The organism is Chryseobacterium sp. SG20098, assembly GCF_031844745.1.
Taxonomy (GTDB): domain Bacteria; phylum Bacteroidota; class Bacteroidia; order Flavobacteriales; family Weeksellaceae; genus Chryseobacterium; species Chryseobacterium cucumeris.
Genome location: NZ_CP134622.1, coordinates 1,860,415 through 1,885,159, shown reverse-complemented (window position 1 = coordinate 1,885,159; position 24,745 = coordinate 1,860,415). Strand labels below are relative to the sequence as shown.

General features: G+C 37.7%; 20 protein-coding genes. 13 read left to right on the top strand and 7 right to left on the bottom strand.

Translation table 11 applies throughout. The features are described 5' to 3' along the window. Positions 1-5 precede the first annotated feature (5 nt). Complete coding sequence (locus RHP76_RS08560; RefSeq protein ID WP_311229964.1) at positions 6-1,466, top strand: RagB/SusD family nutrient uptake outer membrane protein; 1,461 nt, start codon at positions 6-8, stop codon at positions 1,464-1,466. Positions 1,467-1,540: 74 nt separating this feature from the next. Here the strand turns inward: RHP76_RS08560 and RHP76_RS08555 are convergent, their stop codons facing one another. Next, positions 1,541-2,464 (bottom strand): AraC family transcriptional regulator, encoded by a 924-nt coding sequence (locus tag RHP76_RS08555; protein WP_123279377.1) that lies wholly within the window; start codon positions 2,462-2,464, stop codon positions 1,541-1,543. 183 nt (positions 2,465-2,647) lie between these two features. Between RHP76_RS08555 and RHP76_RS08550 the strand changes: the two genes are divergently transcribed. From RHP76_RS08550 to RHP76_RS08540, 3 genes are all read left to right on the top strand, one after another. Continuing rightward, a complete protein-coding gene (locus tag RHP76_RS08550; RefSeq protein WP_062674306.1) occupies positions 2,648-4,177 on the top strand; it encodes an aldehyde dehydrogenase family protein in 1,530 nt (509 codons plus the stop codon). 208 nt (positions 4,178-4,385) lie between these two features. Continuing rightward, entirely contained in the window at positions 4,386-5,420 is a 1,035-nt protein-coding gene (gene adhP, locus RHP76_RS08545; protein ID WP_076596100.1) for an alcohol dehydrogenase AdhP, read from the top strand. Positions 5,421-5,509: 89 nt separating this feature from the next. After that, a complete protein-coding gene (locus RHP76_RS08540; protein ID WP_120231968.1) occupies positions 5,510-5,893 on the top strand; it encodes a DUF779 domain-containing protein in 384 nt (127 codons plus the stop codon). A 20-nt stretch (positions 5,894-5,913) separates the two neighbouring features. Here the strand turns inward: RHP76_RS08540 and RHP76_RS08535 are convergent, their stop codons facing one another. Beyond that, complete coding sequence (locus RHP76_RS08535) at positions 5,914-7,113, bottom strand: dicarboxylate/amino acid:cation symporter (protein ID WP_311229963.1); 1,200 nt, start codon at positions 7,111-7,113, stop codon at positions 5,914-5,916. A gap of 93 nt (positions 7,114-7,206) precedes the next feature. Between RHP76_RS08535 and RHP76_RS08530 the strand changes: the two genes are divergently transcribed. The 3 genes from RHP76_RS08530 to RHP76_RS08520 are packed head-to-tail and all read left to right on the top strand — an operon-like array spanning position 7,207 to position 8,995. Continuing rightward, the gene (locus tag RHP76_RS08530) at positions 7,207-8,121 is read left to right on the top strand and encodes a DnaJ C-terminal domain-containing protein (protein ID WP_120231966.1); all 915 of its coding nucleotides are present in this window, start codon (positions 7,207-7,209) and stop codon (positions 8,119-8,121) included. Positions 8,122-8,124: 3 nt separating this feature from the next. After that, a complete protein-coding gene (locus tag RHP76_RS08525) occupies positions 8,125-8,427 on the top strand; it encodes a chaperone modulator CbpM (RefSeq protein WP_120231965.1) in 303 nt (100 codons plus the stop codon). A 37-nt stretch (positions 8,428-8,464) separates the two neighbouring features. Beyond that, positions 8,465-8,995 carry a hypothetical protein gene (locus RHP76_RS08520; protein WP_288443192.1) on the top strand — a complete coding sequence of 177 codons (531 nt, stop codon included), beginning with the start codon at positions 8,465-8,467 and terminating at the stop codon, positions 8,993-8,995. A gap of 59 nt (positions 8,996-9,054) precedes the next feature. Here RHP76_RS08520 and RHP76_RS08515 read toward each other — a convergent pair whose 3' ends face one another. Continuing rightward, positions 9,055-10,047 carry a PLP-dependent cysteine synthase family protein gene (locus RHP76_RS08515; RefSeq protein ID WP_311229962.1) on the bottom strand — a complete coding sequence of 331 codons (993 nt, stop codon included), beginning with the start codon at positions 10,045-10,047 and terminating at the stop codon, positions 9,055-9,057. A gap of 181 nt (positions 10,048-10,228) precedes the next feature. Beyond that, positions 10,229-11,458 carry an ABC transporter permease gene (locus RHP76_RS08510; protein WP_062674322.1) on the bottom strand — a complete coding sequence of 410 codons (1,230 nt, stop codon included), beginning with the start codon at positions 11,456-11,458 and terminating at the stop codon, positions 10,229-10,231. 4 nt (positions 11,459-11,462) lie between these two features. Between RHP76_RS08510 and RHP76_RS08505 the strand changes: the two genes are divergently transcribed. Further along, positions 11,463-12,659 carry an exo-beta-N-acetylmuramidase NamZ family protein gene (locus RHP76_RS08505; protein ID WP_311229961.1) on the top strand — a complete coding sequence of 399 codons (1,197 nt, stop codon included), beginning with the start codon at positions 11,463-11,465 and terminating at the stop codon, positions 12,657-12,659. Here the strand turns inward: RHP76_RS08505 and RHP76_RS08500 are convergent, their stop codons facing one another. Genes RHP76_RS08500 through RHP76_RS08490 form a run of 3 tightly spaced genes read right to left on the bottom strand, consistent with a single transcriptional unit; the run spans position 12,660 to position 14,693 of the window. After that, the gene (locus RHP76_RS08500) at positions 12,660-12,866 is read right to left on the bottom strand and encodes a hypothetical protein (RefSeq protein ID WP_062674325.1); all 207 of its coding nucleotides are present in this window, start codon (positions 12,864-12,866) and stop codon (positions 12,660-12,662) included. Between the two features lie 4 nt (positions 12,867-12,870). Further along, the gene (locus RHP76_RS08495; protein ID WP_120231964.1) at positions 12,871-13,503 is read right to left on the bottom strand and encodes a DUF3575 domain-containing protein; all 633 of its coding nucleotides are present in this window, start codon (positions 13,501-13,503) and stop codon (positions 12,871-12,873) included. A 14-nt stretch (positions 13,504-13,517) separates the two neighbouring features. Continuing rightward, entirely contained in the window at positions 13,518-14,693 is a 1,176-nt protein-coding gene (locus RHP76_RS08490) for a thioredoxin family protein (protein ID WP_311229960.1), read from the bottom strand. A gap of 229 nt (positions 14,694-14,922) precedes the next feature. Here RHP76_RS08490 and RHP76_RS08485 point away from each other — a divergent pair, with 229 nt between their 5' ends. The 5 genes from RHP76_RS08485 to RHP76_RS08465 all read left to right on the top strand — a co-directional run bounded on the left by RHP76_RS08485 (position 14,923) and on the right by RHP76_RS08465 (position 24,718). Further along, positions 14,923-16,506 carry a sensor histidine kinase gene (locus RHP76_RS08485; protein WP_311229959.1) on the top strand — a complete coding sequence of 528 codons (1,584 nt, stop codon included), beginning with the start codon at positions 14,923-14,925 and terminating at the stop codon, positions 16,504-16,506. 129 nt (positions 16,507-16,635) lie between these two features. Further along, entirely contained in the window at positions 16,636-19,209 is a 2,574-nt protein-coding gene (locus tag RHP76_RS08480) for a zinc-dependent metalloprotease (protein ID WP_311229958.1), read from the top strand. A gap of 6 nt (positions 19,210-19,215) precedes the next feature. Continuing rightward, complete coding sequence (locus RHP76_RS08475; protein WP_311229957.1) at positions 19,216-22,545, top strand: SusC/RagA family TonB-linked outer membrane protein; 3,330 nt, start codon at positions 19,216-19,218, stop codon at positions 22,543-22,545. A gap of 12 nt (positions 22,546-22,557) precedes the next feature. After that, entirely contained in the window at positions 22,558-23,877 is a 1,320-nt protein-coding gene (locus RHP76_RS08470; RefSeq protein WP_311229956.1) for a RagB/SusD family nutrient uptake outer membrane protein, read from the top strand. Positions 23,878-23,956: 79 nt separating this feature from the next. Then, positions 23,957-24,718 (top strand): LytR/AlgR family response regulator transcription factor, encoded by a 762-nt coding sequence (locus RHP76_RS08465; RefSeq protein ID WP_062674338.1) that lies wholly within the window; start codon positions 23,957-23,959, stop codon positions 24,716-24,718. The last annotated feature ends 27 nt before the right edge of the window (positions 24,719-24,745 follow it).

Below are 24,745 nucleotides of genomic sequence, written 5' to 3'. Positions count from 1 at the left end.
GCTTTATGAAAAAGAATATAATAAAAATAAGTTTAGCTGCGTTAACCATGTTTGTTACGTTAACGTCTTGCGACAGAAATCTAGATCAAATCTCGTCAATCAATGAAGATCAGGAGCAGGCAATGACCAGACCTGAGACCTTCAGACAGGCTATGGATGGAGCCTATGCAGCTCTTAAAGGAGCTGGATATTATACCAGCGATACAGGAAACCAGCTTATCATGGGTGATCTTACCACTGATAATCTTGTTCGTACCACTACAGGAAGAAATACCAACTTTGCAGCATCAAACTTCGAATTCTCATCAGATAATTCACAGACAACAGGGTTGTATACTGCTGCTTATCTTGTGATCAGCAGAGCTAACTTTGTTTTGAAATACATCAATAACGGAGTATTATCTGGAACACAGAAAACAAATTTGGAAGCTGAAGCAAGAGCATTAAGAGCAATAGCTCATTTTGATATTGTAAGAGCATATTCTCAAATCCCAACTCAATCTGCAGGTGCTAAGAATACAATTGGAATTTATTATTCAGAAACCTATTCTCCTCTAAATAATACATCATCAAGAAATCTTACTGTTGATCAGGTATATGATAAAGTGATAGCAGATTTATTATTTGCGGCTGATAATATTACCCAAAATGATTTGGATAAAGGAAGATTGAGCAAAGCTGCCATCTACGGATTATTATCAAGAGTAAACCTTTACAGAGGAGACTATGCTAACACTATTAAATATGGTGAATTGGCATTAGGAATTTCTTCAAGTATTACTCTAAAATCTAATTTCTATAAGATTTGGAAAGAAAAAGAAGGAGATGTTAATGATGGAGTTTTATTCCAGGTATCAAATTCTGCAGCTGAGCAAAACACAGTAGGTGTTGCTTACAATCAAGCCGTTCCAGCTTTAAGATCAGAGTTTGTTGTAGATTATGACTTATATACTGCATATACAAATAATGATGTAAGAAAATCTGCTTATTTTACTACTGATGTATATAGTAAACAAAAGTATAATCATGTTACAAAATATGCAGGTATTACTGGTTTACCATCTAATATCGTTCCTGTAAGATATTTAAGAGGAGCAGAAGTGTTGCTAAACGTTGCTGAAGCATATTACAGAACAGGTAATGGAGCACAGGCTTTAGTTCTTTTAAATAAATTAAGAACTGAAAGATATACTGTATTTACTCCTGGTACAGAAACAGGACAGGCTCTTTTAGATGCGATCTTGAAAGAAAGAAGATTGGAGCTTGCATTTGAAAATGACAGATGGTATACATTGAAGAGATTAAACCTTCCTGTTCAGAGATCAGGTAAAGGAGATCTTTTTGACGGTACAGGTACTCCTGCTGTTGCACAAACTCTTGCAGCTGGAAGCTTCAAGTGGCAGTGGCCAATTCCTATTTCTGCTATTCAAGCAAACCCGAACATTAAGCAGAATGATCAGTATTAAAATTTAATTTTTAATAATATAGACGAAGAGCCCTATTCAATAGGGCTCTTTTTTATTGATATTTTATAAATAAGTTATCTCATGACCATACGATCCTGGTAACTTTTCGGAGTGACTCCTTCCAGTTGCTTAAATACCCTTGTAAAATAATTGGTATCGGAAAAACCTGTCTGAAAAGCGGTTTCCTTGATACTGGTCTGGCTGGCTAATAATTCCTTTGCTCTGGTAATTCTTTCCTGCAGAATAAAATCATTAGGAGAAGTACCCAGTTCGTCTTTGAACATTTTAAAGAAATTAGACTTGCTTACATAAGCCAGTTTGGCAATACTGTCAATAGACAATTTCTGGTGCAGATTTCTTTTAATATAATCTACCACAAATCCAATTCTCGATTTATTTTTAACAATATTCTTTTCCACCATGCCTCTTGCCTGAGTCTGCATCAATCTAATCAGAAGTTCTTTCAGTGCAAAATCTGCCATGATATCCTTTTGTGAGTTATCATCCATGGCAATTCTCATGATATTGTTGGTAGCAGAAGCCAGCGATTTATTATTAAACAGAAAATACTCATCCAGCTGAATATTCCATTGCGAAGTTTCATCCACCTTTGGAAGATGATAATTGAGATAATTAAGAGAATCCTCAATAAAATCAGGATTGAGACTTAAAGAAATACACTGTGTAGGGGTTTCATCCGCTTCCGGGAAATCAATGACCATCGTTTCTCCCGGTGCTACCAGAATACTTTCCCCCGGATAGTAATCAAAATAATTGGTCTTGTTATCCAGTTTCATATGTTTTTTACCTCTCAGCATCGCTGTAAATGCAATATTTTCAAAATGAAGTTTTACATTAAAAGCAGCCTTATGAGTCTCATAAATACTAAACTCACAATTATTTAGATTGAATTTCGTCTGGTTTTCAACAAGACTCAATAGTTGGTTTTCCTTACGTAATTCAGGAGTATTTAATAAAATCTTACTATTGTTATTCATTTCTAAATTTTTTTGAATCGGAGGTAACTCAAATATAGAAAATTTGAGAGTATGTTGCTGTTAATAAAATACTAAAATTGAACTCCTTGCACTATTTTCCACTTTTTTTATAGGATTGTGCTATACTCTTTTTGGCTTCTCAGTGTAATTTGGCGTTATCGAAAAAATAAAAACAATACTAATATGAGCACTATTACAGAACCAAGATCAACCACACTTTTACAGCGTCCGGAATTTAAAAACAGATACGATAACTATATTGATGGAAAATTCACTCCACCTGTTAAAGGACAATATTTTGACGTAGTTTCTCCGGTTGATGGGAAAAAATTTACTCAGGTAGCCCATTCGTCCAAAGAAGATTTGGAGCTAGCGGTAGATGCCGCTGAAAAAGCATTTCAGACATGGAAGAATACTTCCTCCACAGAAAGAAGCATCATTCTGAATAAAATTGCAGACAGAATAGAACAAAACTTAGAATATCTGGCTACAGTAGAAACAATAGATAACGGAAAAGCAGTAAGGGAAACATTGGCAGCGGATTTACCTTTAGCCATTGATCATTTCAGATACTTTGCTTCAGTAATCCGTGCTGATGAAGGATCGCATAACGAGCTGGACAAAGACACTGTTTCCTTAATTGTTCACGAACCTCTTGGAGTGATTGCTCAGATCATTCCATGGAACTTCCCGATACTGATGGCAGTATGGAAACTGGCTCCCGCATTGGCTGCAGGAAACTGCGTCGTGTTGAAACCGGCAGAAAGTACACCTGTTTCCATTATGGTTTTAATGGAATTGATCGGTGACCTTTTACCGGCAGGAGTTATTAATATTGTTAACGGATTTGGAGCAGAACTTGGAAGAGCTCTCGTTACTAATCCGAAAGTAGCAAAAGCAGCATTTACCGGTTCTACCGCTACAGGAAGACTTGTAATGCAATATGCTACAGAAAATATTATTCCGGTAACGTTGGAATTGGGAGGAAAATCCCCTAATGTTTTCTTCAATTCAGTAATGGATGCAGATGATGAATTTTTAGATAAAGCCATAGAAGGAGCCGTTCTTTTTGCCCTGAATCAGGGAGAGATCTGTACATGTCCTTCAAGACTTCTTGTTCAGGAAGGAATTGCAGATGCTTTTATCGAAAGAGTAATCGAAAGAGTAAAAGCCATCAAAGTAGGAAACCCACTGGATAAAACCGTGATGATGGGAGCACAGGCTTCACAGATTCAGAAAGATAAAATCCTCTCTTACATTCAATTGGGAATAGAAGAAGGAGCAGAAGTGCTTGTAGGAGGAGCTGTAAACAACCTGGGTGAAGATCTTGAAGGCGGATACTACATCCAGCCTACGATTTTCAAAGGAAACAACAAAATGAGAATCTTCCAGGAAGAAATTTTCGGCCCGGTGCTGGCTTTTACCACTTTCAAAGATGAAGAAGAAGCTGTAAAAATTGCCAATGATACCATCTACGGTCTTGGAGCCGGAGTCTGGACGAGAGATGCTCACCAGTTGTACAATATTCCACGCCAGATTGAAGCAGGAAGAGTATGGGTAAACCAATATCACTCTTATCCGGCCGGAGCACCTTTCGGGGGTTATAAACAATCAGGAATTGGAAGAGAAAACCATAAAATGATGCTCGATCACTACCGTCAAACCAAAAACATGCTGATTTCTTATAACAAGAATAAGCTAGGTTTCTTTTAATATTATTTAGGACGTGCCCGATTGCCTTGGCTTTACCCAGGGCAACACGGTCGGGCTATCCAGGCCTGCACTTCGTTTCGGTGCTTCATTGCATTCCACACCGGCTCGTTCCTCGCCGCCCTTCCTATCCCTCACGCAGGGAAATTACCTGTTCAGAAGTGGAGATAAAAACAAATAACCCCAAATAACTCAATCCAAAAAATAAGATATGATTCCAAAAACAATGAAAGCGGCAGTAGTTCAGGGCTATGGCCAACCTTTGAAAATAGAAGAAGTACCTGTAAGAGAACCCGGAAGATATGAAGTCCTTGTTAAAGTAATAGCCTGTGGAGTCTGCCATACAGATTTACATGCGGTAGATGGCGATTGGCCTGCAAAACCCAAAATGCCTCTTATTCCGGGACATGAAGGAGTTGGTATCGTAGTAGCCTGCGGACCGGAAGCTTTTGTGAAAGAAGGAGATGCTGTAGGTGTTCCATGGCTGTACAGTGCTTGCGGATGCTGTGATTATTGTATTACAGGGTGGGAAACCCTTTGTGAAGCACAGAAAAATGGCGGTTACAGTGTCGATGGAGGATTTGCAGAATACGTCATTGCAGACTCAAGATATGTGGGACATTTGAAATCTGATGTTAACTTTTTGGAAATTGCCCCTATTTTATGTGCCGGAGTCACAGTTTACAAAGGATTGAAAGAAACAGAAACAAAACCCGGAGAATGGGTAGCCATTTCAGGAATCGGAGGACTGGGGCATGTAGCCGTTCAGTACGCCAAAGCAATGGGAATGCACGTAGCCGCTATTGATGTAGCAGACGATAAGCTTGAGCTTGCAAAAAAATTAGGAGCAGACCTTGTAGTCAATGCAAAAAACACAGATCCCGGAGAATATTTGCATAAAGAAGTCGGTGGAATGCACGGTGCCTTAATTACTGCAGTTTCACCTATTGCTTTCAAGCAGGGAATCGATGTGTTGAGAAGAAAAGGAACCATTGCTCTCAATGGACTTCCTCCCGGATCTTTTGAACTTCCGATTTTCGAAACGGTTTTAAAAAGAATTACCGTAAGAGGTTCTATTGTAGGAACAAGAAAAGACCTGCAGGAAGCACTGGATTTTGCCAATGAAGGATTGGTAAAAGCTACCGTTACTGCAGCAAAGCTGGAAGATATCAATGATGTATTTGATAAAATGAAAAAAGGACAGATTGACGGCAGAATCGTTTTAGATATTGCCGGCTCAAATTAATTTGATGATGTGTTGCTGATCCCGGTTAGAATGTATTTTACCGGGATCTTTTATCAATATAAGGTTTGGATTAAACCAAAATAAAAACAATGGAAACAAAAATATCAAGACTTTCCGCAACAGAACAAGCGCTTGAAGTAATTGACAAGCTGGAAGAGCAATATGGCCCTCTGATGTTTTATCAGGCAGGCGGATGCTGTGAAGGAACCCAGCCACAATGCTTCGAAAAAGGAGGATTCTTTCCCAGAATGAATGATGCCATGATTGGTACTATTAACGGGCATGAGTTCTGGATAGACCGCGACCTTTTTGAATACTGGAAATATTCACATTTTACCCTTGATGTTACAGACGGTTTCGGACCCGGAGGATTCTCTCTGGAAACTCCTTTGGGTAAAACATTTAAAGTTCATTACAGGCTTTTCACTCCTGAAGAATATGAAAATCTGGAAACGGTAAAACGTAGTGAATAGTGTGATTTAACAAAAATAAGTCAGACTTTCACAAACCGGTTGACAAACATGGCAGCTACAATATCTCCTACAGCGTTCAGAACAGTAGCCAACGGATCCACTAAAGTTCCGATGATCATTACGGCAGGAATCGCTTCCTGAGGCAGTTTATAAACAGAAATCATCAGCATCTCACCAATGTACCCGCCGTTAGGAATTCCACCCGCTACAATACTCACAAAAACAGTAATCCCCAAAGCTAAAAGCAAATTGGCAGGATCAAAAAAATCCTTTCCAATAATTAAAAAGGCTACATAAATCTTGATAATAGATGACATGGAAGATCCGTTTTTATGCAGTGTAGTCCCGATAGGAATCACCAGATTGGCAATAGAATTCGGAATCCCGATTTTGGAAGCCGCCTGTAAATTAGCAGGCATTGTTGCAAAACTGCTGCATGTGCTTATGGCGGTCAAAGTAGGGTAGATCGCATTTGTCCAAAAGCTTTTCACTCCTTTTTGCCCATTCGCCATGAATGCATAGATAGAAAAGAACACAAGGAAATAAATAACTCCTGCAATATAATATAACCCTAAAGGTTTAGCATAAAATCCAAAAAGCTGTGGTCCTAAAGTCGCTACCTGATAAGCAAAATAGGCTCCCAGACCAATAGGTGCCAATTTCATCACCAGCAAAAGAAGTTCTTTCATCACTTCATATCCAGAAGCAATAAAAACTCTGAAAGGCTGTCCTTTTTCTCCTGTCTTTCGGGCTGCAAATCCTGTCAGAAAAGCAAATACCAAAAGTGCCAGCATATTTCTTCTTGAGAAAAGCTCCGTGAATTCTCCTACGGTAAAGAAACTTACAATCCTGTTACCCCATGTGTCTTCATTAGCTGCTTCTGCAATCATCTCAGAACTTCCTGAGACCCCGGAAACAGGGAAAAGATATACTGCACATATTGTAAACACTGCTGCCGTGAGAATAAAGAACAGAAAGGTAAGTGCCATCACAAGAATGATCTTACCGAATTTCGATTGCTGCTCCAGAGAAGCAATAGAATTGGAAACAGCAAAAAATACCAATGGTACTACACTCACAAAAAGAAGATTAAGGAAAATATCTCCCAAAGGTTTAATGTATTCCACAAAACCGGGAGCAACAATTCCTATGATGCTTCCAACAATGATTCCCAAAAGTAAAAATATGATTCCGGAGTAGTTTTTCAATACATCTTTCATGTATAGCTTTTTATCAAAGATAGGTTTATTTTTAACATTCTGTTATACAATTTTCAGACCTAAAATTCATAAATTTGGGTAAACCACATTTCTATGGCTTATATAGATTACTATAAAATTTTAGGCGTAGATAAAAACGCAACACAGGATGATATTAAAAAAGCCTATCGAAAACAGGCTAGAAAACATCATCCCGATCTCAACCCCGGAGACAAAGAAGCAGAAAAGAAATTCAAAGAACTGAATGAAGCGAATGAAGTGCTGAGTAATCCGGAAAACAGATCAAAATATGACAAGTACGGAGAACACTGGAAGCACGGCGAAGAATACGAAAAAGCCCAGCAGCAACAGCAAAGACAGTATCAACAGCAAAGTTATAACGGAGGATATTCCGGTGCAGATTTTGGTGGAGGTGAAGATTTCTCAGATTTCTTCCAGGATATGTTTGGCGGTGCAGGCGGTGGATTTGGCAGAAGTTCAAGAGGAAGAGCCTCCGGTAAATTCAAAGGACAGGATATCACTGCCGAATTGAATCTCAATTTAAGAGACGCCGCAACCACGCATCCGCAAACTTTTGAAATCAATGGAAAAAAAGTAAGAATCACTATTCCTGCAGGAGTGTATGACGGACAGCAGATTAAATTAAAAGGACATGGAAATCCCGGAGTAAACGGTGGGCCAAACGGAGATTTATATATCACCTTCAATATCCCTGCTGATCCGGATTTTGAAAGAATAGGTGATGACCTGAAAACCAAAGTAACCATTGATCTGTACACAGCCGTTTTAGGTGGCGAAGTAAAAGTACATACGCTGAATGGAAGTGTAAACCTTAAAGTAAAACCGGAAACCCAAACCGGAATGACAGTAAGGCTTAAAGGAAAAGGTTTCCCTGTCTATAAAAAAGAAGGAGAACACGGTGATCTTTTTGTAACCTATGAAGTGAAACTGCCAACCAACCTTACCGAAAAGCAGAAAGAACTTTTTGAACAACTAAAAAATTCCTAAGCTATGAGTGAAAGAATATCACGGGAAGAACTCGTAAAAATCTATAATATAGAAATCACTTTTTTTGATGATCTTGTAGACTATGGGCTGCTGAATATTCAGATTGAGAATAATATTCATTATCTGATGTATGAAGATCTGCCCGATCTGGAAAAATTTGCCAACTGGCATTATGATCTCGAAATTAACCTGCCCGGCCTTGAAGTGATTCATAATATGCTGAAAAAACTGGATGCCCTGAACCGCAGAAACAGAGAACTCATGAATAAACTTTCTGCCATAAGTGATCAATATGAAGATATTTAGTTTAGTTTTGTAGCTTTTTAAAGCAAACTCTATAATTATGAATGAAGAAAAGGTGATTACACTAAAGCCGGACAGGAAGATTTTTGAAGATATTTATTTTAGCGGTAATCAGGGAAGTCTGCTTTTTTCACCTACTACAAAAAGTAAAACTATCGTTACCATAGCTGCTGCAGTGATTGTTTTCATCGTTTTTCTATTAAAAGACTTTATGAGTAAAGAAAATGCAGGCGTTTTATACTTCCTGAGTTTTATATTTTTGCTTTGTGCTGTTTTTTTATCAGTCAGCGTTAATAAAGTTTCAAGATGGAAAAAACAGGTGAATCATTATCTGAGCACGCTTGAAAGATGTAAAGTATACGAAATAAGATTTGATAATAACTTTTTCACAGTCAATATTGATGGCGAAAAAGAGATCAGCGAATGGAAAGATTTTGAATACTTTGACAGCACTCATGAATTTATTTCTGTTGAAGGAAAATACAGTTACATGTTTCCCAGAAAATCAATGAATGAGAAAGAATACAGTTTTCTCAAGAATATATTGAAAGAGAAAATTAAAATCGATTAATAAAAACAAAAACGGAGCAAAATAATTTTGCTCCGTTTTTTTATTATATACAAGTTAGCTTATTTGTTCTCTTCCAACCAGCCCATTTCCTTCATCCACTCGTCATTGTAGATTTTTCCTACATATCTTGAGCCATGGTCATGAAGTAAAACAACAATGACATCATCTTTTGTGAACTGATCTTTCATCTGAATCAAAGATGCAATAGCACTTCCGGCAGAATATCCACAGAAAATACCTTCCTCTTTCGCCAGTTTTCTGGCATAGATAGCACCGTCTTTATCCGTTACTTTTTCAAAATGATCAATTACAGACATATCATAGTTTTCAGGAATGATATCTTCCCCGATTCCTTCTGTGATATAAGTGTAAGCGTGATCATAATGAAGCTCACCTGTTTCGTGGAATTCTTTCAGAATAGAGCCATAAGTATCCACTCCGATTACTTTGATGTCCGGATTTTTTTCTTTGAAAAATGTTCCGCACCCGGTGATTGTACCTCCTGTTCCGGCTCCTACTACAAAATGAGTCAGTTTTCCTTCTGTCTGTTCCCAGATCTCCGGAGCCGTGGATTCATAATGAGCGGCTCTGTTGGACAGGTTATCATATTGGTTGACATACCATCCGTTTTTCGTCTCTTTTGCCAGTCTTTTGGAAACTGAATAATAAGAACGTGGATCGGTAGGTTTTACGTCAGTAGGGCAAACAATTACTTCGGCTCCTACAGCACGAAGAATATCACATTTTTCTTTTGACTGTTTTGAATTGGTTACAAAGATACATTTGTACCCTTTGATGATGGCTGCCAAAGCCAGTCCCATTCCTGTATTTCCGGAAGTTCCTTCAATAATGGTTCCTCCAGGTTTTAATCTGCCATCTTTTTCGGCATCCTCTATCATTTTAAGAGCCATTCTGTCCTTTACGGAGTTTCCGGGATTGAAGGTCTCTACTTTTGCTAATACCAATGCCGGAAAATCTTCACCTAATACTTTGTTAAGCTTTACCAGCGGTGTGTTACCTATCGTTTCAAGGATATTTTTTGCGTATTTCATAAATGTTTTATAAGCGGCACAAAGATAAGGCTTTTAAAATTATCTGCGCTGTGGATAACGTGTGGATAAGTTGTGGATAACACTGAAATCAACTGATGCACAATCAATAACTTTCAATTATCAATTATCAATTATCAATTATCAATTATCAATTATCAATTATCAATTATCAATTATCAGGTTAGTTGTACTTAATCGCTTTCACCGGAGAAATCTTACTGATCAGGTAGCTCGGAATAATCAAGGCCAGCCCTGAGATAATAAGAATTCCTACTGAGATAGAAATAATGGCAATTGGGTTAAGATCAACCGGAACAGTACTTACGTAGTAATTTTCAGGATTAAGTTTGATGATTCCAAAGAATTTCTGGATTAAAATCAGTCCTAATCCGATAGCATTTCCGTACAAAAGCCCCGGGATCATAATAATCAGGGTATAATTGATGAAAGTAGCTCTTATCTGTGAATTGCTTGCTCCTAATGTTTTCAGAAGGCCAATAGAATTGGTTCGTTCGATAATAAGAATCAGAAGAACCATAATGATATTGATCACCACTACAATCAGCATGATGATAATGATTAAAGCAATATTGGTATCAAAAATACTGATCCAGTCAGTGATCTGCGGGAATTTTTCTGTCGCTTTTTCAGCATAGTTCTTATATCCGATCAGTTTTTCGATGTCAGGAAAATCTTTGTCGATATCATTCACATTCTTCAGGAAAATATCTATTCCGCCAATTTCATCTGGTTTCATATCCTGAATCTTTCTTGCATGATTGATTCCTCCGATAACAAATTGTTCGTCAATTAGTTTAATGTCAGTTCTGTAAATTCCGATAACTCTGAATTTACGGTAAAGCGGTTTTTGATCTGCTTTTAAAAATACAGTAACAATGCTGTCATTTACTTTAAGATGAAGATCATTGGCCACTTTCTGTGAAATCGCAACATCACTATTGAATCCTTTTTCTGTTACCTTCGGAGTTGTTCCGGCTATAAGGAATTTTTTAAATCTTAGACTGTCAAAATCCTTACCGATTCCCTTAAATATAATGCCTGCGAAATTGTGCTCATTACGCATAATTCCGGTAACCGTTACATATTTTTGGGTACTTTCCACATCGGGAAGTTCTTTTATCTTGGCAATATTGAGTCCCTGATTGTCCAGTACAGAAGTATTGTATGAAGAATTGGATCGTGTAGACCTTACGGTAATATGTCCGCTGAAATCAGCCAGCCTTTCTTTAATAGCTTTTTTTGAACCAAAACCAGTGGCTACGGTAATGAGGGAAACGATAATTCCCAATGCTACGGAAAGCCTGCCAATGAAGATGATAACCCTTGAAAGGTTATTTTTGTTATCTTTGGAAAATGCTATTTTTCTAGAGAAATATAAAGGAAATTTCAAGCTTATGAATTTAGATTTCAAAATTAAAAATTTACTTCTGATTTGCCTAATTTTTTTAGGAGTATTCAACCAATATTATTCTCAGACTCAAGTTCAACCGGATTTTAAAACGGGTGCCGACCAGCCTGAAATTTACCTGCCACTGTTAAAAAATAAAACGATCGGGGTGGTGACCAATCAGACAGGTTTAATGAGTGATAAAACCCATCTGGTTGATTTTCTTGTAAAAAACGGAATTAAAATCAAATCTATTTTCGCACCTGAACATGGCTTCAGAGGTGATGCTGATGCAGGGGCAAAAGTGAAAAACGGAGTAGATGTAAAGACCGGAATTCCCATTGTTTCACTATATGGAAATAATAAAAAGCCAAAGCCGGAGCAACTTTCAGGAATTGACATCGTTGTTTTTGATATTCAGGATGTAGGAGTAAGGTTTTACACCTATATTTCCACTTTGTCTTATCTGATGGAAGCCGGAGCTGAGAATAATGTGGAGATCATGGTTTTGGATCGTCCCAATCCACATGACGGATCCACTGACGGACCTGTCCTGAGAAAAAAATGGTCAAGTTTTGTTGGACTTCACGAAGTTCCCGTAGTATATGGGCTGACAATAGGAGAGTATGGAAAAATGGTGAACGGAGAGAAATGGCTGAAGAATCAAGTTCAGGCTAAATATACGCTTGTTCCGATGAAGAATTATCATAAAAAGCAGCGTTATCCGATACTTGATAAACCTTCTCCTAATTTACCCAATGATAAAGCAATTAATTTATATCCAAGCCTTTGCTTTTTTGAAGGTACTCAGGTTTCTGTAGGAAGAGGAACAGATCTTCCTTTCCAGATTTATGGTTCTCCATGGACGGAAAACCTTCCTTATCAGTTTACGCCCAAACCAAGCTACGGAGCTAAAGATCCATTCCTGAACGGGAAGCTGTGTTATGGTGAAAACCTTTCCAGTTATCCCAAGGATCTAAGAGAATTGAATCTTGAATGGGTAATAAGAGCCTATCAGCATTATAAAAACCCCCAGCAGGATTTCTTCCTGAAAAATCTGTGGTTTGATACTTTATCCGGAACTGATGAATTGAGAAAACAGATCATCGCAGGAAAATCAATTCCGGAAATTAAAGCTTCATGGAAAAAAGATCTGGAAAGTTTCGAAAAGATCAGAACCAGATATGTGATATACGAAGATTAATTAATCAAAATTTTGGGGCGGATTTTTATCATTTCTGCCCTTATTTAGTATAAAAAGTCCCACAGTCAGTCCAACAACTCCTGCAAAAGCCGTCATTAAGGCTCTCTGTAATTTATCTGGTAAATCATTTCCGATATAATTCATTAAAAAAAGAATCACAAAAGTGATGACTGAAATGATAATATGATTTCTTCCGAATGGTTTCATTGTATTATTTTAATTTATAAGAAATCATGACCCCTCCTCTGTATGGGATGATTTCACCGCTTTTATTAAATTCTTGTGCGGAATCATAGCGTCTTCCCGTAGTACGGTCATATCCTTTATAAAACCCCTGTGATGTTCCTACAGTAGCATACAGATCAAGATTCCATCGTTCGGATAATTGGAATTGATACCCTGCTGTTACTCCCAGCATAAAAGAAAACCCTCTCTGATACAGATTAGAGTTGGTAAGGATTTCCCCATTCCAGTTTTCAAAACTATCATCATTCCAGTAATTCCATTTTGAAGCATTGTAGGCCGCAAAACTAATGTTGGCTCCTATATACCAGTGTTTGAAAGCTTCAGTAAAATAGTATCTTCCTTCCGCAGATACGGAATAAAACTGTAGTTCATGTCCTGCGAAAGATTTCCATGGTGAAATGAAAACATCTCCCTGAAGGGTATATTTTGGACTAATCTGTTTTTCTATTCCTAAGTTTAAAATTCCTATCGGAGCAAATAAAGCGTTCCCTTTTATGTATAAACTTTTATCCTGTCCTCCTTGTTCCTGTTCCTGAGCGTTCAACATAGTTGCCGACAGGAAGGCTAATATGCCTGCTGCTAATAATTTATATTTCATCCGGTTTATAATGTTTATTTTATTTGCTTTAATAGTTCATCTGCCAGTTGAGAATCCTTATTGCCCTGAACTGCTAAATTTTTAGACATTTCAGCATAGTTTTTTGCCATCTCTTTATTTCCCGTAAGGTGATAAAGTTTGGCAAGAATATAAGTGTTTTCCGAAGTTTCGCTTCTCATAACAGATTTTTCTGCCCATTCTGTAGCTTTCTTTAATGAAGAAGGAGTTTTCACATGATCTGCAAATATCCATGCTGCTCTCAGGAGTTCATTCGGATCAAAAGCATCAGAATTTTTATAATAATCTAAAGCCGCTTTCTCATATTCAGAAAAATTACTGTTCTGTTCATAATAGCTGAGTTTAGTCTGATTCAGCTTTTTAACAGCAGCTTCTTTCCCTACCAATGGTTCGGCAGCTTTCATGAAGTAGTCGTCATTGATTTTTTTATTTTTATCATCAATAGACTGTTCTACTATTTTTCCTAACTTCAGCTGAGCATCAAATTCGGTATAAGTTTCTTCAGGAAGATATTTAATAATCTCTGCTTTTCTGGATGCAAAAACAGGATAGTTGGTATCTTCCGATGATTTTACGAAGTAAAGAAGAAATCCGATTTCATCCTTTGTAAGCTCTTCAGTTTTCTTTTTATTCTGGAAATATCTTTCGGAAGCTTTTTTGGCAAATTCATAATCTGAGTTAGCGTTAAGCTTCATAATGTTGATCAGGAATTCCGGGTCTTTTTCACCGCCGGCAAAACGGTCTTTAAGAGAGCCTTTTTTATTTCCGGGTGAATTGATGTCCTGTGCCATTGCCACAAACAGACTTTCTTCCATATACCCGGTATTTCTGGAAACAAGTTCTCCTTCACCGTTCAGGAAAAGATAAGTAGGATAGGAACGTACTCCGAATTTTGAAGCGATATCTCTGCCTTCTCCTTTTTCCATATCAAATCGCGCATTAATGAAGTTGGTATTGTAATAATCGCTCACGGACTTCTGGGTGAAGACATTTTTTTCCATCATTTTGCATGGGCCACACCAGGAAGCATAGGCATCAATAAAAACCAATTTCTTTTCCTTCTTGGCTTTTGCAATAATATCTTTGAATGGCAGCTCCTGAAACTGTATGGCTTCCTGAGCAGAGATCGCGATGGCACAAAAAATAGATAACCCGGAGATGATCTTCTTCATTTTCAAATAAGATTTGTAGGCGAAGATAATTAATTTTAAAAATATAGCATGCTGAATTGGTGGTATCAATGACGATATTAACGAACTTTAAGACTTCAGCTTATCTGGATTTTTGTTTTTTAATTTAAAATATGAAATCTAAATTTAATTCACTTTATGGTCCTGAAATCTTTGTTATATCTTTGCAAACGAATAATTTATACGTAGAGGAATCCATAATTTAGAGAATTTGATTATTAATTTTAAGCACGCCTTATCCAAAAAATCCATTTATATTACTGCTTTATCTGCCTGCCTGATCGCAGTGGCAGCATTTGCTGTTTTGAGTCTACTGATCACAGAAGACAGCCGTAAGAATACCGATGATTTTGCAAAGAAAACATTCTTCCGAAAGTATGAATCGATAGAACATGAGTTCAGGAATATTGAGGATTATCAGTATTTGCTTCGTGCTCTGATTCAGAAAGACGGACTGAAGAATTACAAGGATTATTCTTCGGTTTTAAATGATTTAAATAAAAAAAGAAATCTGCTGCCCTATAGCTGGTATTATTATGAAAACACCACTTCAGGAAAAACAGATAGTAATAATCCTTTATCCGGTATTTTCAGGAAGACAGATCGTAAAGAAAATTCTATTGTGATAAAGAATAACGGACCGGGACATTTTAAAGACCTTTTGCTTACCAAAAAGGACAGCATGTATTGGATTAGTTACGATTCTTTGATACTACCTGATAAAAACAAATTGTACTATGGCTCTACCGTAAGCCTGGATGATCTTCATCAATATTTTATTAATGTCGATAAAAGTTCCAATACCTACGCTTATGTCTTTACCAAAGAAGGAATCTGTATTACCCATCCTGAGAAGAAGTATATCGGAAAGAATATTTTTGACTTTACAGATATTAAAGCTAATGATACACTGACCAGCAAAACTGAAGCAGGATATACTAAAGGAACAGCCGTTTCAGAATATCTGGGAGTGGAGGTAACACGCTTTATAAAACCATTGAAGACTGATAATTTTGATGGATACACGGTAGTGAATCATGTGAATTTTATTATTGATGAGAATATCAGCAAGATAAAAACCTATACTGTTTATATTTTTCTGGCAGCGTTGTTTCTCATTGTAACGGTATTCATATTGTTTCAGAGAGCAACTAGCCTGGCTTATCAGGAAAAAGAAAAAATACAGTCTGAGAAGAATTTATTGTTGGTAGAAAACGAAAAGATGCACAAAGCAGAAGTGATCAATCAGCTTCAGCAGCTTAAAAATAATATCAATCCCCATTTTCTTTTCAACTCATTGAATTCCCTTTATATGCTGATCGGGATTAATAAAGAAAATGCACAGAAGTTTACCATGAATCTTTCCAGGATTTACAGGTATCTTATAGTACCTCCAAAAGATAATATTGTTCCGGTTTCGCAGGAAATTAAATTTATACAGCACTACATGGAACTTCTGAAAAGCAGGTTTGATGAAGAACTGAAGTTTGAATTGATTATTAATGCTCCTGAAAGTCTTGAAAAAAGAATTCCGTATTTATCCCTTCAGATAGTCACGGAAAATGCGACCAAACATAATATTGCAACGATGGATCAGCCTTTGGAAATTATCATTATCGTTGATGAGGACGGGATCACGGTAAAGAATACCTTGCAGCCTAAGAAGGAAACGGTACAGGGAGAGAAATTTGGAATTGAATATTTGAATCAGGTTTATGGATATTTTAAGAATAATCTTCTTCATATTTCTGTAGATAGTGAATATTTCGTATGTTTTTTGCCTTTAATGAAGTAAAATAAAAATCCATTCACTCCCGAATTAGCACCATTCACTCCCTAATATTATATATATGATTCATGATACCTATAGCTTTGCTGGCTGAAACTAAGATATTTACTATTTGGAATGAATCGGACTATTTTAATGAAGAATTACAGACTTGCACTGTATCTCGGTCTTTCTATGGCCTCACCAATGGCAATAGCACAGAAAAAAGATAAAGATACGGTAAAGGTTAACAAAGAAAAAACAGATAAGACAGAGGCCTCTTCCTCAAAGAAAACAAAAAAAATTGAAGACCTGATCAAAAAGGGAACCTATAAAAAAGGACTTTTTAATACCATTCAGGTAAAAACGGATATTTATTTTGAAATTCCGGACAGTTTGATGGGGCGTCAGTTTTTGGTGGTCAACAAGCTTTCTCAGGTACCCATGCAGGTCAATGAGGCAGGTTTAAACAAAGGGATGAACTATGAGAATAAGGTCATCTCTTTTTACCGTGATCCTGTAGCTAAAAAAGTATGGGTAAAAACGGTGGTTCCTAAAGTGTCATCCCCTAAAAATGACGCCATTACAAAATCTGTGAAAGATAACTTTTCAGAATCTGTGATTGAAGTCTTTGATATTGAAGCACAAAACAACGACTCTACGGCTGTAGCCATTAAAGTGAACAAAGTTTTTGACGGAAATCAGAAAAGTTTTAATGATGTGCTGGCCAATGTAGGATTGGGTGGATCTGTGAAATCAAGTCTTTCTTACATAGAAGGTGTGAAGACTTTTCCTAAAAACCTTGTGGTGAAGTCCCAATTGTCCACTTCTGTCAATGAAGGCGGGGTAGATCTTCCGGTAACTTTAGGCGTTACAACCAATCTGGTTCTGCTTTCTAAAATACCGATGAAACCAAGAGTAGCTGATTCAAGAGTTGGATTTTTCTCCGAAAAACACTGGTCGTTTAATGACAACCAGCAAAAAATGGATGAGAAATTCTTTATTACCAAATGGAATCTTGAACCGAAGGAAGAGGACAAAGAAAAATATTTAAAAGGTGAGCTGGTAGAGCCTAAGAAACCGATTGTTTATTATATCGATCCGGCAACACCGAAACAATGGCGTGAAAAGATTATCGCCGGAGTACATGACTGGCAGGCGGCGTTTGAGCAGGCAGGATTCAAAAATGCAGTGATTGCGAAAATGCCGGATGAGAAAGATGAAGATTTTGATATTGATGATGTAAGATATTCTGTAATTACTTACGCCGCGTCGCCAAAGTCAAATGCAATGGGGCCATCAGTAGTAGACCCGAGAAGTGGGGAAATTATCGAAGCAGATATCATCTGGTGGCATAATGTAATGACTTCTCTTCATGACTGGATGAGAATTCAAACAGGACCTATTGATCCTAAAGCAAGAGGAAATAAATTCAGTGATGAACATATGGGAGAAGCGATCCGTTTTGTTTCATCCCATGAGGTAGGGCACACTTTCGGACTGAAGCACAATATGGGAGCATCCTTTGCATTCCCGGTAGAGTCGCTTCGTTCCAAAGAATTTACAGACAAAATGGGTGGTACGGCACCTTCCATTATGGATTACGCACGTTACAATTATGTAGCTCAGCCGGAAGATGGAGTTACAGCAATCACTCCGAAAATCGGTATTTACGATAAATATGCCATCGAGTGGGGGTACCGTTGGTATCCGGATGAATTCGTAGAGAAAAAAGCGCTGAAAAACTTAATTGAAAAACATGCAGATGACCCGATGTACTTCTATGGAGAGCAGCAGAGCTACCTGGAAACCATTGATCCGCGTTCGCAGTCTGAAGATTTAGGTGATGATGCGATGAAAGCCAGCGAGTACGGAATCAAAAACCTGAAAGTGGTAATTAACAACCTACTGAAATGGACGTATGAAGATGGTAAAGAATATACAGATGCCGGGAAACTGTATCTGGGCGTGATCGGGCAGTGGGATTTGTATACAGGTCATGTGATGGCGAATGTAGGAGGAATCTACCTGAACAATACTGTTTTTGGTAACAAGAAGAAAGCCTATGAAGCTGTTCCTGCAGAAATTCAGAGAAGAGCAGTTGATTATCTTGTTAAAAATGCCATCAACCTTCCGGAATGGTTATTCTTTAATCCGATTACAGAAAAAACGTATCCGGTTAAGGATTCACCAATGGGACCGTTCGAGCAGACACCATATACCATGGCAAGAGGAATGCAGTATGCAAATATCTATTCTTTGTTTATGGATGACAGATTGTTGAGGTTACTTGAAAATGAGCTGAAACATCAGGTGTCTGGCTCTAAAGAAGAAATCTATACGGTTGAAAATTTATTTGATCAGGTTAGAACTGCCATTTTCAGTAAAAAAGGAAGCCTTACGATGCTTGAGAAAATGACTCAGAAAAATTATGTGGATGCTTTGATTGTCTCTGTGAACAAATTATTTGAAAAAACAGCAGTGAAAGGATTGAAAGTAGATGATACTTTGAATATGCCTACCATCTGTAATTTTCATGAAGATGATCATGGTTTGAGGAATATCAATTATTCATCCATGAAAAGAGTATCTGAAGTGACAACTTACAAGAGAGCAGAACTTCAGAAAGTTCTGGATTTACTGAACAGAACAAGGTACAGAGGTGATGACGCTTCCAGAGCACATTACACAGATTTAATCATTCGTATACAAGAGGCTTTAAACAAATAAACGGCAATGAAAAAAACTCTAATACTTTTACCTCTTTTGGCTGCTAATATAGCAATGGCCCAGCAAAAGAAAACCATCACCGGGAAAATAGAAGACGGAAATACGTCTCAGGTTATCACCGGTGCATCTATAAAAATCGAGACCCAATCGCTGTCTACAAAAACGGAGTTGGAAGGAATTATCGAAAGTGTATCAGTAGGTACGGTGACAGATAAGGACGGAAAATTTATATTGGAAATCCCTGCTGATACAAAAACGGTATTGGTAAGTTATCCGGGTTATGAGTCCAGAGTCATTCAGCTGAATGAAGGACAGACCAACTATACCATCAGACTGACTTCTGAGATTTCGGATAAAAATAAAATCCAGGAAGTTATTATCACAGGGTATCAGAAAATTGAAAAGCGTAAGCAGACCTCAGCGGTTTCTACCGTGAAAATGGACAACATCAGCCAGGCTGGTGTTGCCAGTGTAGACCAGATGCTGGCAGGGCAGATTGCCGGTGTGGCAGTAACTCCTGAAACGGGAGCTCCGGGAAGTCCGGCGAAGATCAGAATCAGAGGGACAGCTTCCCTTTCCGGTCCCCAGGATCCGCTATGGGTCATTGACGGTCTTCCGTTAGAAGGAAATGATGTTCCGAATTTTACGGATAAAGACAATATTGATCAGCTCCAGAACTTCTCTATCGCAGGCTTAAACCCTAACGATATTGAAGATATTACCATCCTTAAAGATGCAGCGGCAACAGCTATTTATGGAGCAAGAGCAGCCAACGGAGTTATCTCTATCACCACCAAAAAAGGAAAGAAAGGAAGTCTGAAACTGAACTTCTCAGCAGACACTTTCGTTACCTCTCGTCCTGATTTTGATAAATTAAATCTTTTAAATGCTTCTGAAAAAGTAGACCTCGAACTGATGCTTGCCAAGCGCGCAGATATTACGTACCGTGCCGATAAAGGAGAAGTAATGAGAATCCTGACTCAGAATAACCAGCTTGATGCTTTCAGAAACGGAGGGTTTGATGCTTTGAACTCATTCACACGCCAACAAATTAACGGTTTAAGAAATAACAATACAGACTGGGGCAAACTGTTATACAGAAATGCCATCAACAAACAATACGGATTAAGTGTTTCAGGAGGAAGTGATCGCGCAGATTACTATTTCTCCCTGGGATATTATGATGAAGAAGGAACAACTATCGGTACAGGTTTTAAGCGTTATAACCTTACTTTAAAAAACAATTATAAACTAAGCGATAAGTTAAATGCAGGAATCTCTATTTTCGGAACGCAGAGCGAACGTACATCTTTTGTAACAGATGCTGATGCTTCAATCAACCCCGTGAATTATTCAAGAAATGCCAATCCTTACATGAAGCCTTTCAATGCGGATGGAAGCTACAATTATGATAGAGATATGGATGGTTTTGAAGATCGTTATATTCCTTTCAACTTCCTTGAAGAAAGAGAAAATACCAACTATTCACTGAAAAATAACTCTTTGAAAGCAATTTTAGATTTAGAATATAAAGCTTCAAAAAGTTTAAGATTTACTTCTCAGTTGGGACTTCAGTATGATGCTAATAAAACAGAGAAATTTGCAGCGGAGAATACCTATTTTACCAGAAAAATGAAAGAAAATACCCGTTACTACAAAGACGGTAAATACAATTACTTTCTGCCGGCTGGTGCGGTAAAACAAAACTGGGATAATGATTTCTTCCAGTACAACTGGAAATTACAGGCGGCATATAGCACGAAGATCAATAAGCATGAAATTGATTTGATGGCAGGAACAGAAATCCGTAAAACAGAAGATAACACAACCATCACGAGGGCTTTCGGATACGATCCTGCGACAAGAAGAGCCACAGCAATCGTTTTCCCGAATTCAAGTTTTGCAGCTGATAAAAGATATGAAACCTACCGTGAAGCAGCTCCTATAGAGAATGCCTATGCATCTATGTTTGCTACAGCTTCTTATACGTATGATCAGAAATATACATTCTTTGGAAGTGTGAGATATGACGGTACTAACCTGTTTGGAGTTAACAAAAAGTATAAATACCTTCCGATATGGGCCGTTTCAGGATCATGGCTGGTAACGAAGGAAGACTTTATGAAAAATATTTCTGCTGTATCCAACCTTAGATTGAGAGCATCTTACGGTCTTCAGGGAAATATCGACAGAAACACCTCACCATTCTTTATCGGTGAATATAATGATGCCACCATTCTTCCTGGAGGAAAAGAATCGATTATCAATGTTCTCAGCCCTCCGAACGATAAACTGAGATGGGAAAAAACAACCAATACCAACTTAGGTCTTGATTTGGGATTGTTCAATAACCGTGTAAGCCTTACCGCTGATGTCTATAGCAGAAAAGGTACGGATATGATCAGTATGAAAGAAACTCCTTTGGAAACAGGATTCGAATATACGATGATGAACTGGGGAAGCCTGACCAACAAAGGGTTTGAACTGGCGATATCTACCAGAAATATCAATCATGATAATTTCAAATGGACGACTACCATTAACTTTGCACACAACAAGAGCAGAGTATTGAGTGAGCAGCCGCGTGATAATGCATTGCTTCCATCAAGAGAAGGACTTCCGGTAAATGCTGTCTTTGCTTTGAAAACTGCAGGAATGGATGAACAGGGAAACCCATTATTCTGGAAAGGAGATCAGAAGATTTCAGCAGCAGAATTCTTTAAGTTATATGATGTGTATGCAGATTTCCTGCCAGGGCAGCTTGTTGATACCAAACTTTCAAATGCTGAGCTGAGAAGCCTGTTTACTTATGTAGGAGACAGAGATCCGAAATTTACCGGAGGGATTATCAACACCTTTAAAGTAAGTAATTTTGACCTTACCATCTCTGCAACATTCAACCTGAAGCAGACAGTAATGAGAACGCCTTCTTACCGAGGTATGGAGTTAGACAGAGGAAGAAACTACACAAGAGATATTTATGAAGCTGGAGGTTCGCTTCCGGGAATTACAAGTCCTGATATGGAAGCTAACCCGGACGGATGGATGGCCAATAAATGGTTTACAGGAAACCGTTCCAATGCCTACAGCTTACTGGATGTATGGGCAAAAGAAATCAGCTATATCAGAATCAGCAGCATCCGTTTAGGGTATACACTTCCTAAAGAATTTACAAATCCGATGGGGATTTCGAGCCTGAGACTGAGCGTTGAAGGACGTAACCTGTTTGTATTCAGCAACGGATACAAAGGATATTTCGATCCGGAAACGTATGGTAATATTTATGCACAGCCTATCACCAAGTCGGTGACCGTAGGATTTAATGTTTCTTTTTAAAACTTGAGAAAAATGAGAAAAATTACAGCAATCATAGCTCTTGCAGCAATCAGCTTTATCAATATCGGATGTGACAGGTTTCTGGATATTCAGCCTGAGGGAAAAGTTATTCCTACCACAGTTGAAGATTACAGAAAAGTACTTACATCTGCCTATTCAAAATATCCTGTTCATAAATCTCTGGTAGCCCTTCGTACCGATGAGGTGAATATTGATGATAATTCAACGGATTTTATTTCCTATCGTGAAATTGCGATGTGGAAAGACGCTAATAATGATCAGGCATCTACAGAATTTCCATGGGTAAGCTTTTATTCCGTGAACTTTTATCTGAATCAGATTATCAATGAAGGAAGTACAACCATGCAGGATTCTCCTGAAAAGAATCAGATTTTAGCAGAGGCGTATGCTCTTCGTGCTTACCTGTATTTTGATATGGTGAATTTATATGGAAAACCGTACAATAGTGCTACAGCTTCTACCGACAGAGGCGTTCCGATCAGTCTTGAAATCGATCTTGAGCAGGTATTAAAACCATCTTCAGTACAGGAGGTGTACAATCAGGTTCATGCAGATCTTAAAAAAGCAGAAGATCTGATGGTAGAACAGAAACAAGCAACAGGATTGAACTACAGATTTTCAAAAGTTGCATTGCTGGCTTTTGAAGCAAGGGCAGCCCTATATGAAAGAGACTGGAATAAGGCTTTAAACTATGCAGATCAGGTATTGGCAGTAAAAGGAGATCTGAGCAATTTAAATACGGTAAACACACCACCTAACCATTATGCTTCCCCGGAATCGATCATGGCTTTGGATAATACATGGGATAATTCTATAAAAAACTTGTCTTTTGCATCTCCGGAATTGATTTCTTCATACAATACTACGGCAGATAAAAGGTTTGGCATGTATTTTGAAAAAAATGGTAGTAAGTATAAAGTCACCAAAGGAGGAAGTTTAGAATTCAAAGTGTCTTTCAGAACAGCAGAGCAATATTTTATAAAATCTGAAGCATTGTTAAAATTGAACAAGCTTGCAGAGGCTAAAGAAACACTTCTGAAAGTAATGAAAAACAGATATACTCCGGATGGGTATACTTCAGTACAAAATGCGGTGAACTCAATGGATTCCACAGCATTTATGAACTTTATCCTGGATGAGAGATTCAGAGAATTTGCTCTGGAAGGCCAAAGATGGTTCGACTTAAGAAGAGCAAATCAGAAAAAAATAAGCCACACCATTAGTGGTAACGAGTATATTCTTCAGCAGAATGATCCGCGATATACCATTGAATATCCAATGAGTGCGAAGAAGAATAACCCTAATTTATAGAACTTCATATCAAATTCAATACAGAGGAAACCGCTTGAACTTAATTGTTTCAGCGGTTTTTTTGTACTTTTGCATCGTTATGAAAATTGCCATTATAGAAGATGAACTGCTGGCTGTGAATTATCTGAAAAATCTTTTGGATACACAGAGCATAGTCCCTGTTACAGAGACGGTTATTCTTCGTTCCAAAAAACAGGCAATTGAGTTCTTTGAGAAAGATTCGGCTGATCTTATTTTTATGGATATTCATCTTGGAGATGGAATGAGCCTTGAAATTTTTGAACAGATAGAGCTTTTTAGCCCAATTATTTTCATTACCGCATTTGACGAATATGCCATGAGGGTTTTCAGGCATTTCACCATTGATTACCTTCTGAAGCCTTTCGAGGAAGAAGATTTGCATAAAGCTTTACAGAAATTTATTTCTATAAGAAATAATTTTGATCCTGAACCGGTTCTTAAATCTATTTCATCACTGCGACAGGCAGAAGATGAGGTAATGAAACGCTTTATGGTAAGAGAAGGAAATAAACTCAAATCAATAGACGAGCATAACACTGCCTACTTTTTTGCCTCCGGGAAGTACCTTTTCCTGACCACTAAAGACCATCAGACCTATATTTATGATGATACCATTAAAGATATTATTCAGAAGCTGAACCCTGAAATTTTCTTTAAGATCAACAGGAAATTTATCATTAATAAAGATGCGGTTTCCGAAATTATCAAGCATTCCAGCCAGAAAGTAGAGCTTAGACTTTCACCGGAACCGGAAGTGAATACTGAAATTTTTATCAGTAAAATGCAAATCGCTGAATGTTTAAGCTGGTTGAATAAGTAATTTTATCTTTCATTTACAGAAATAATC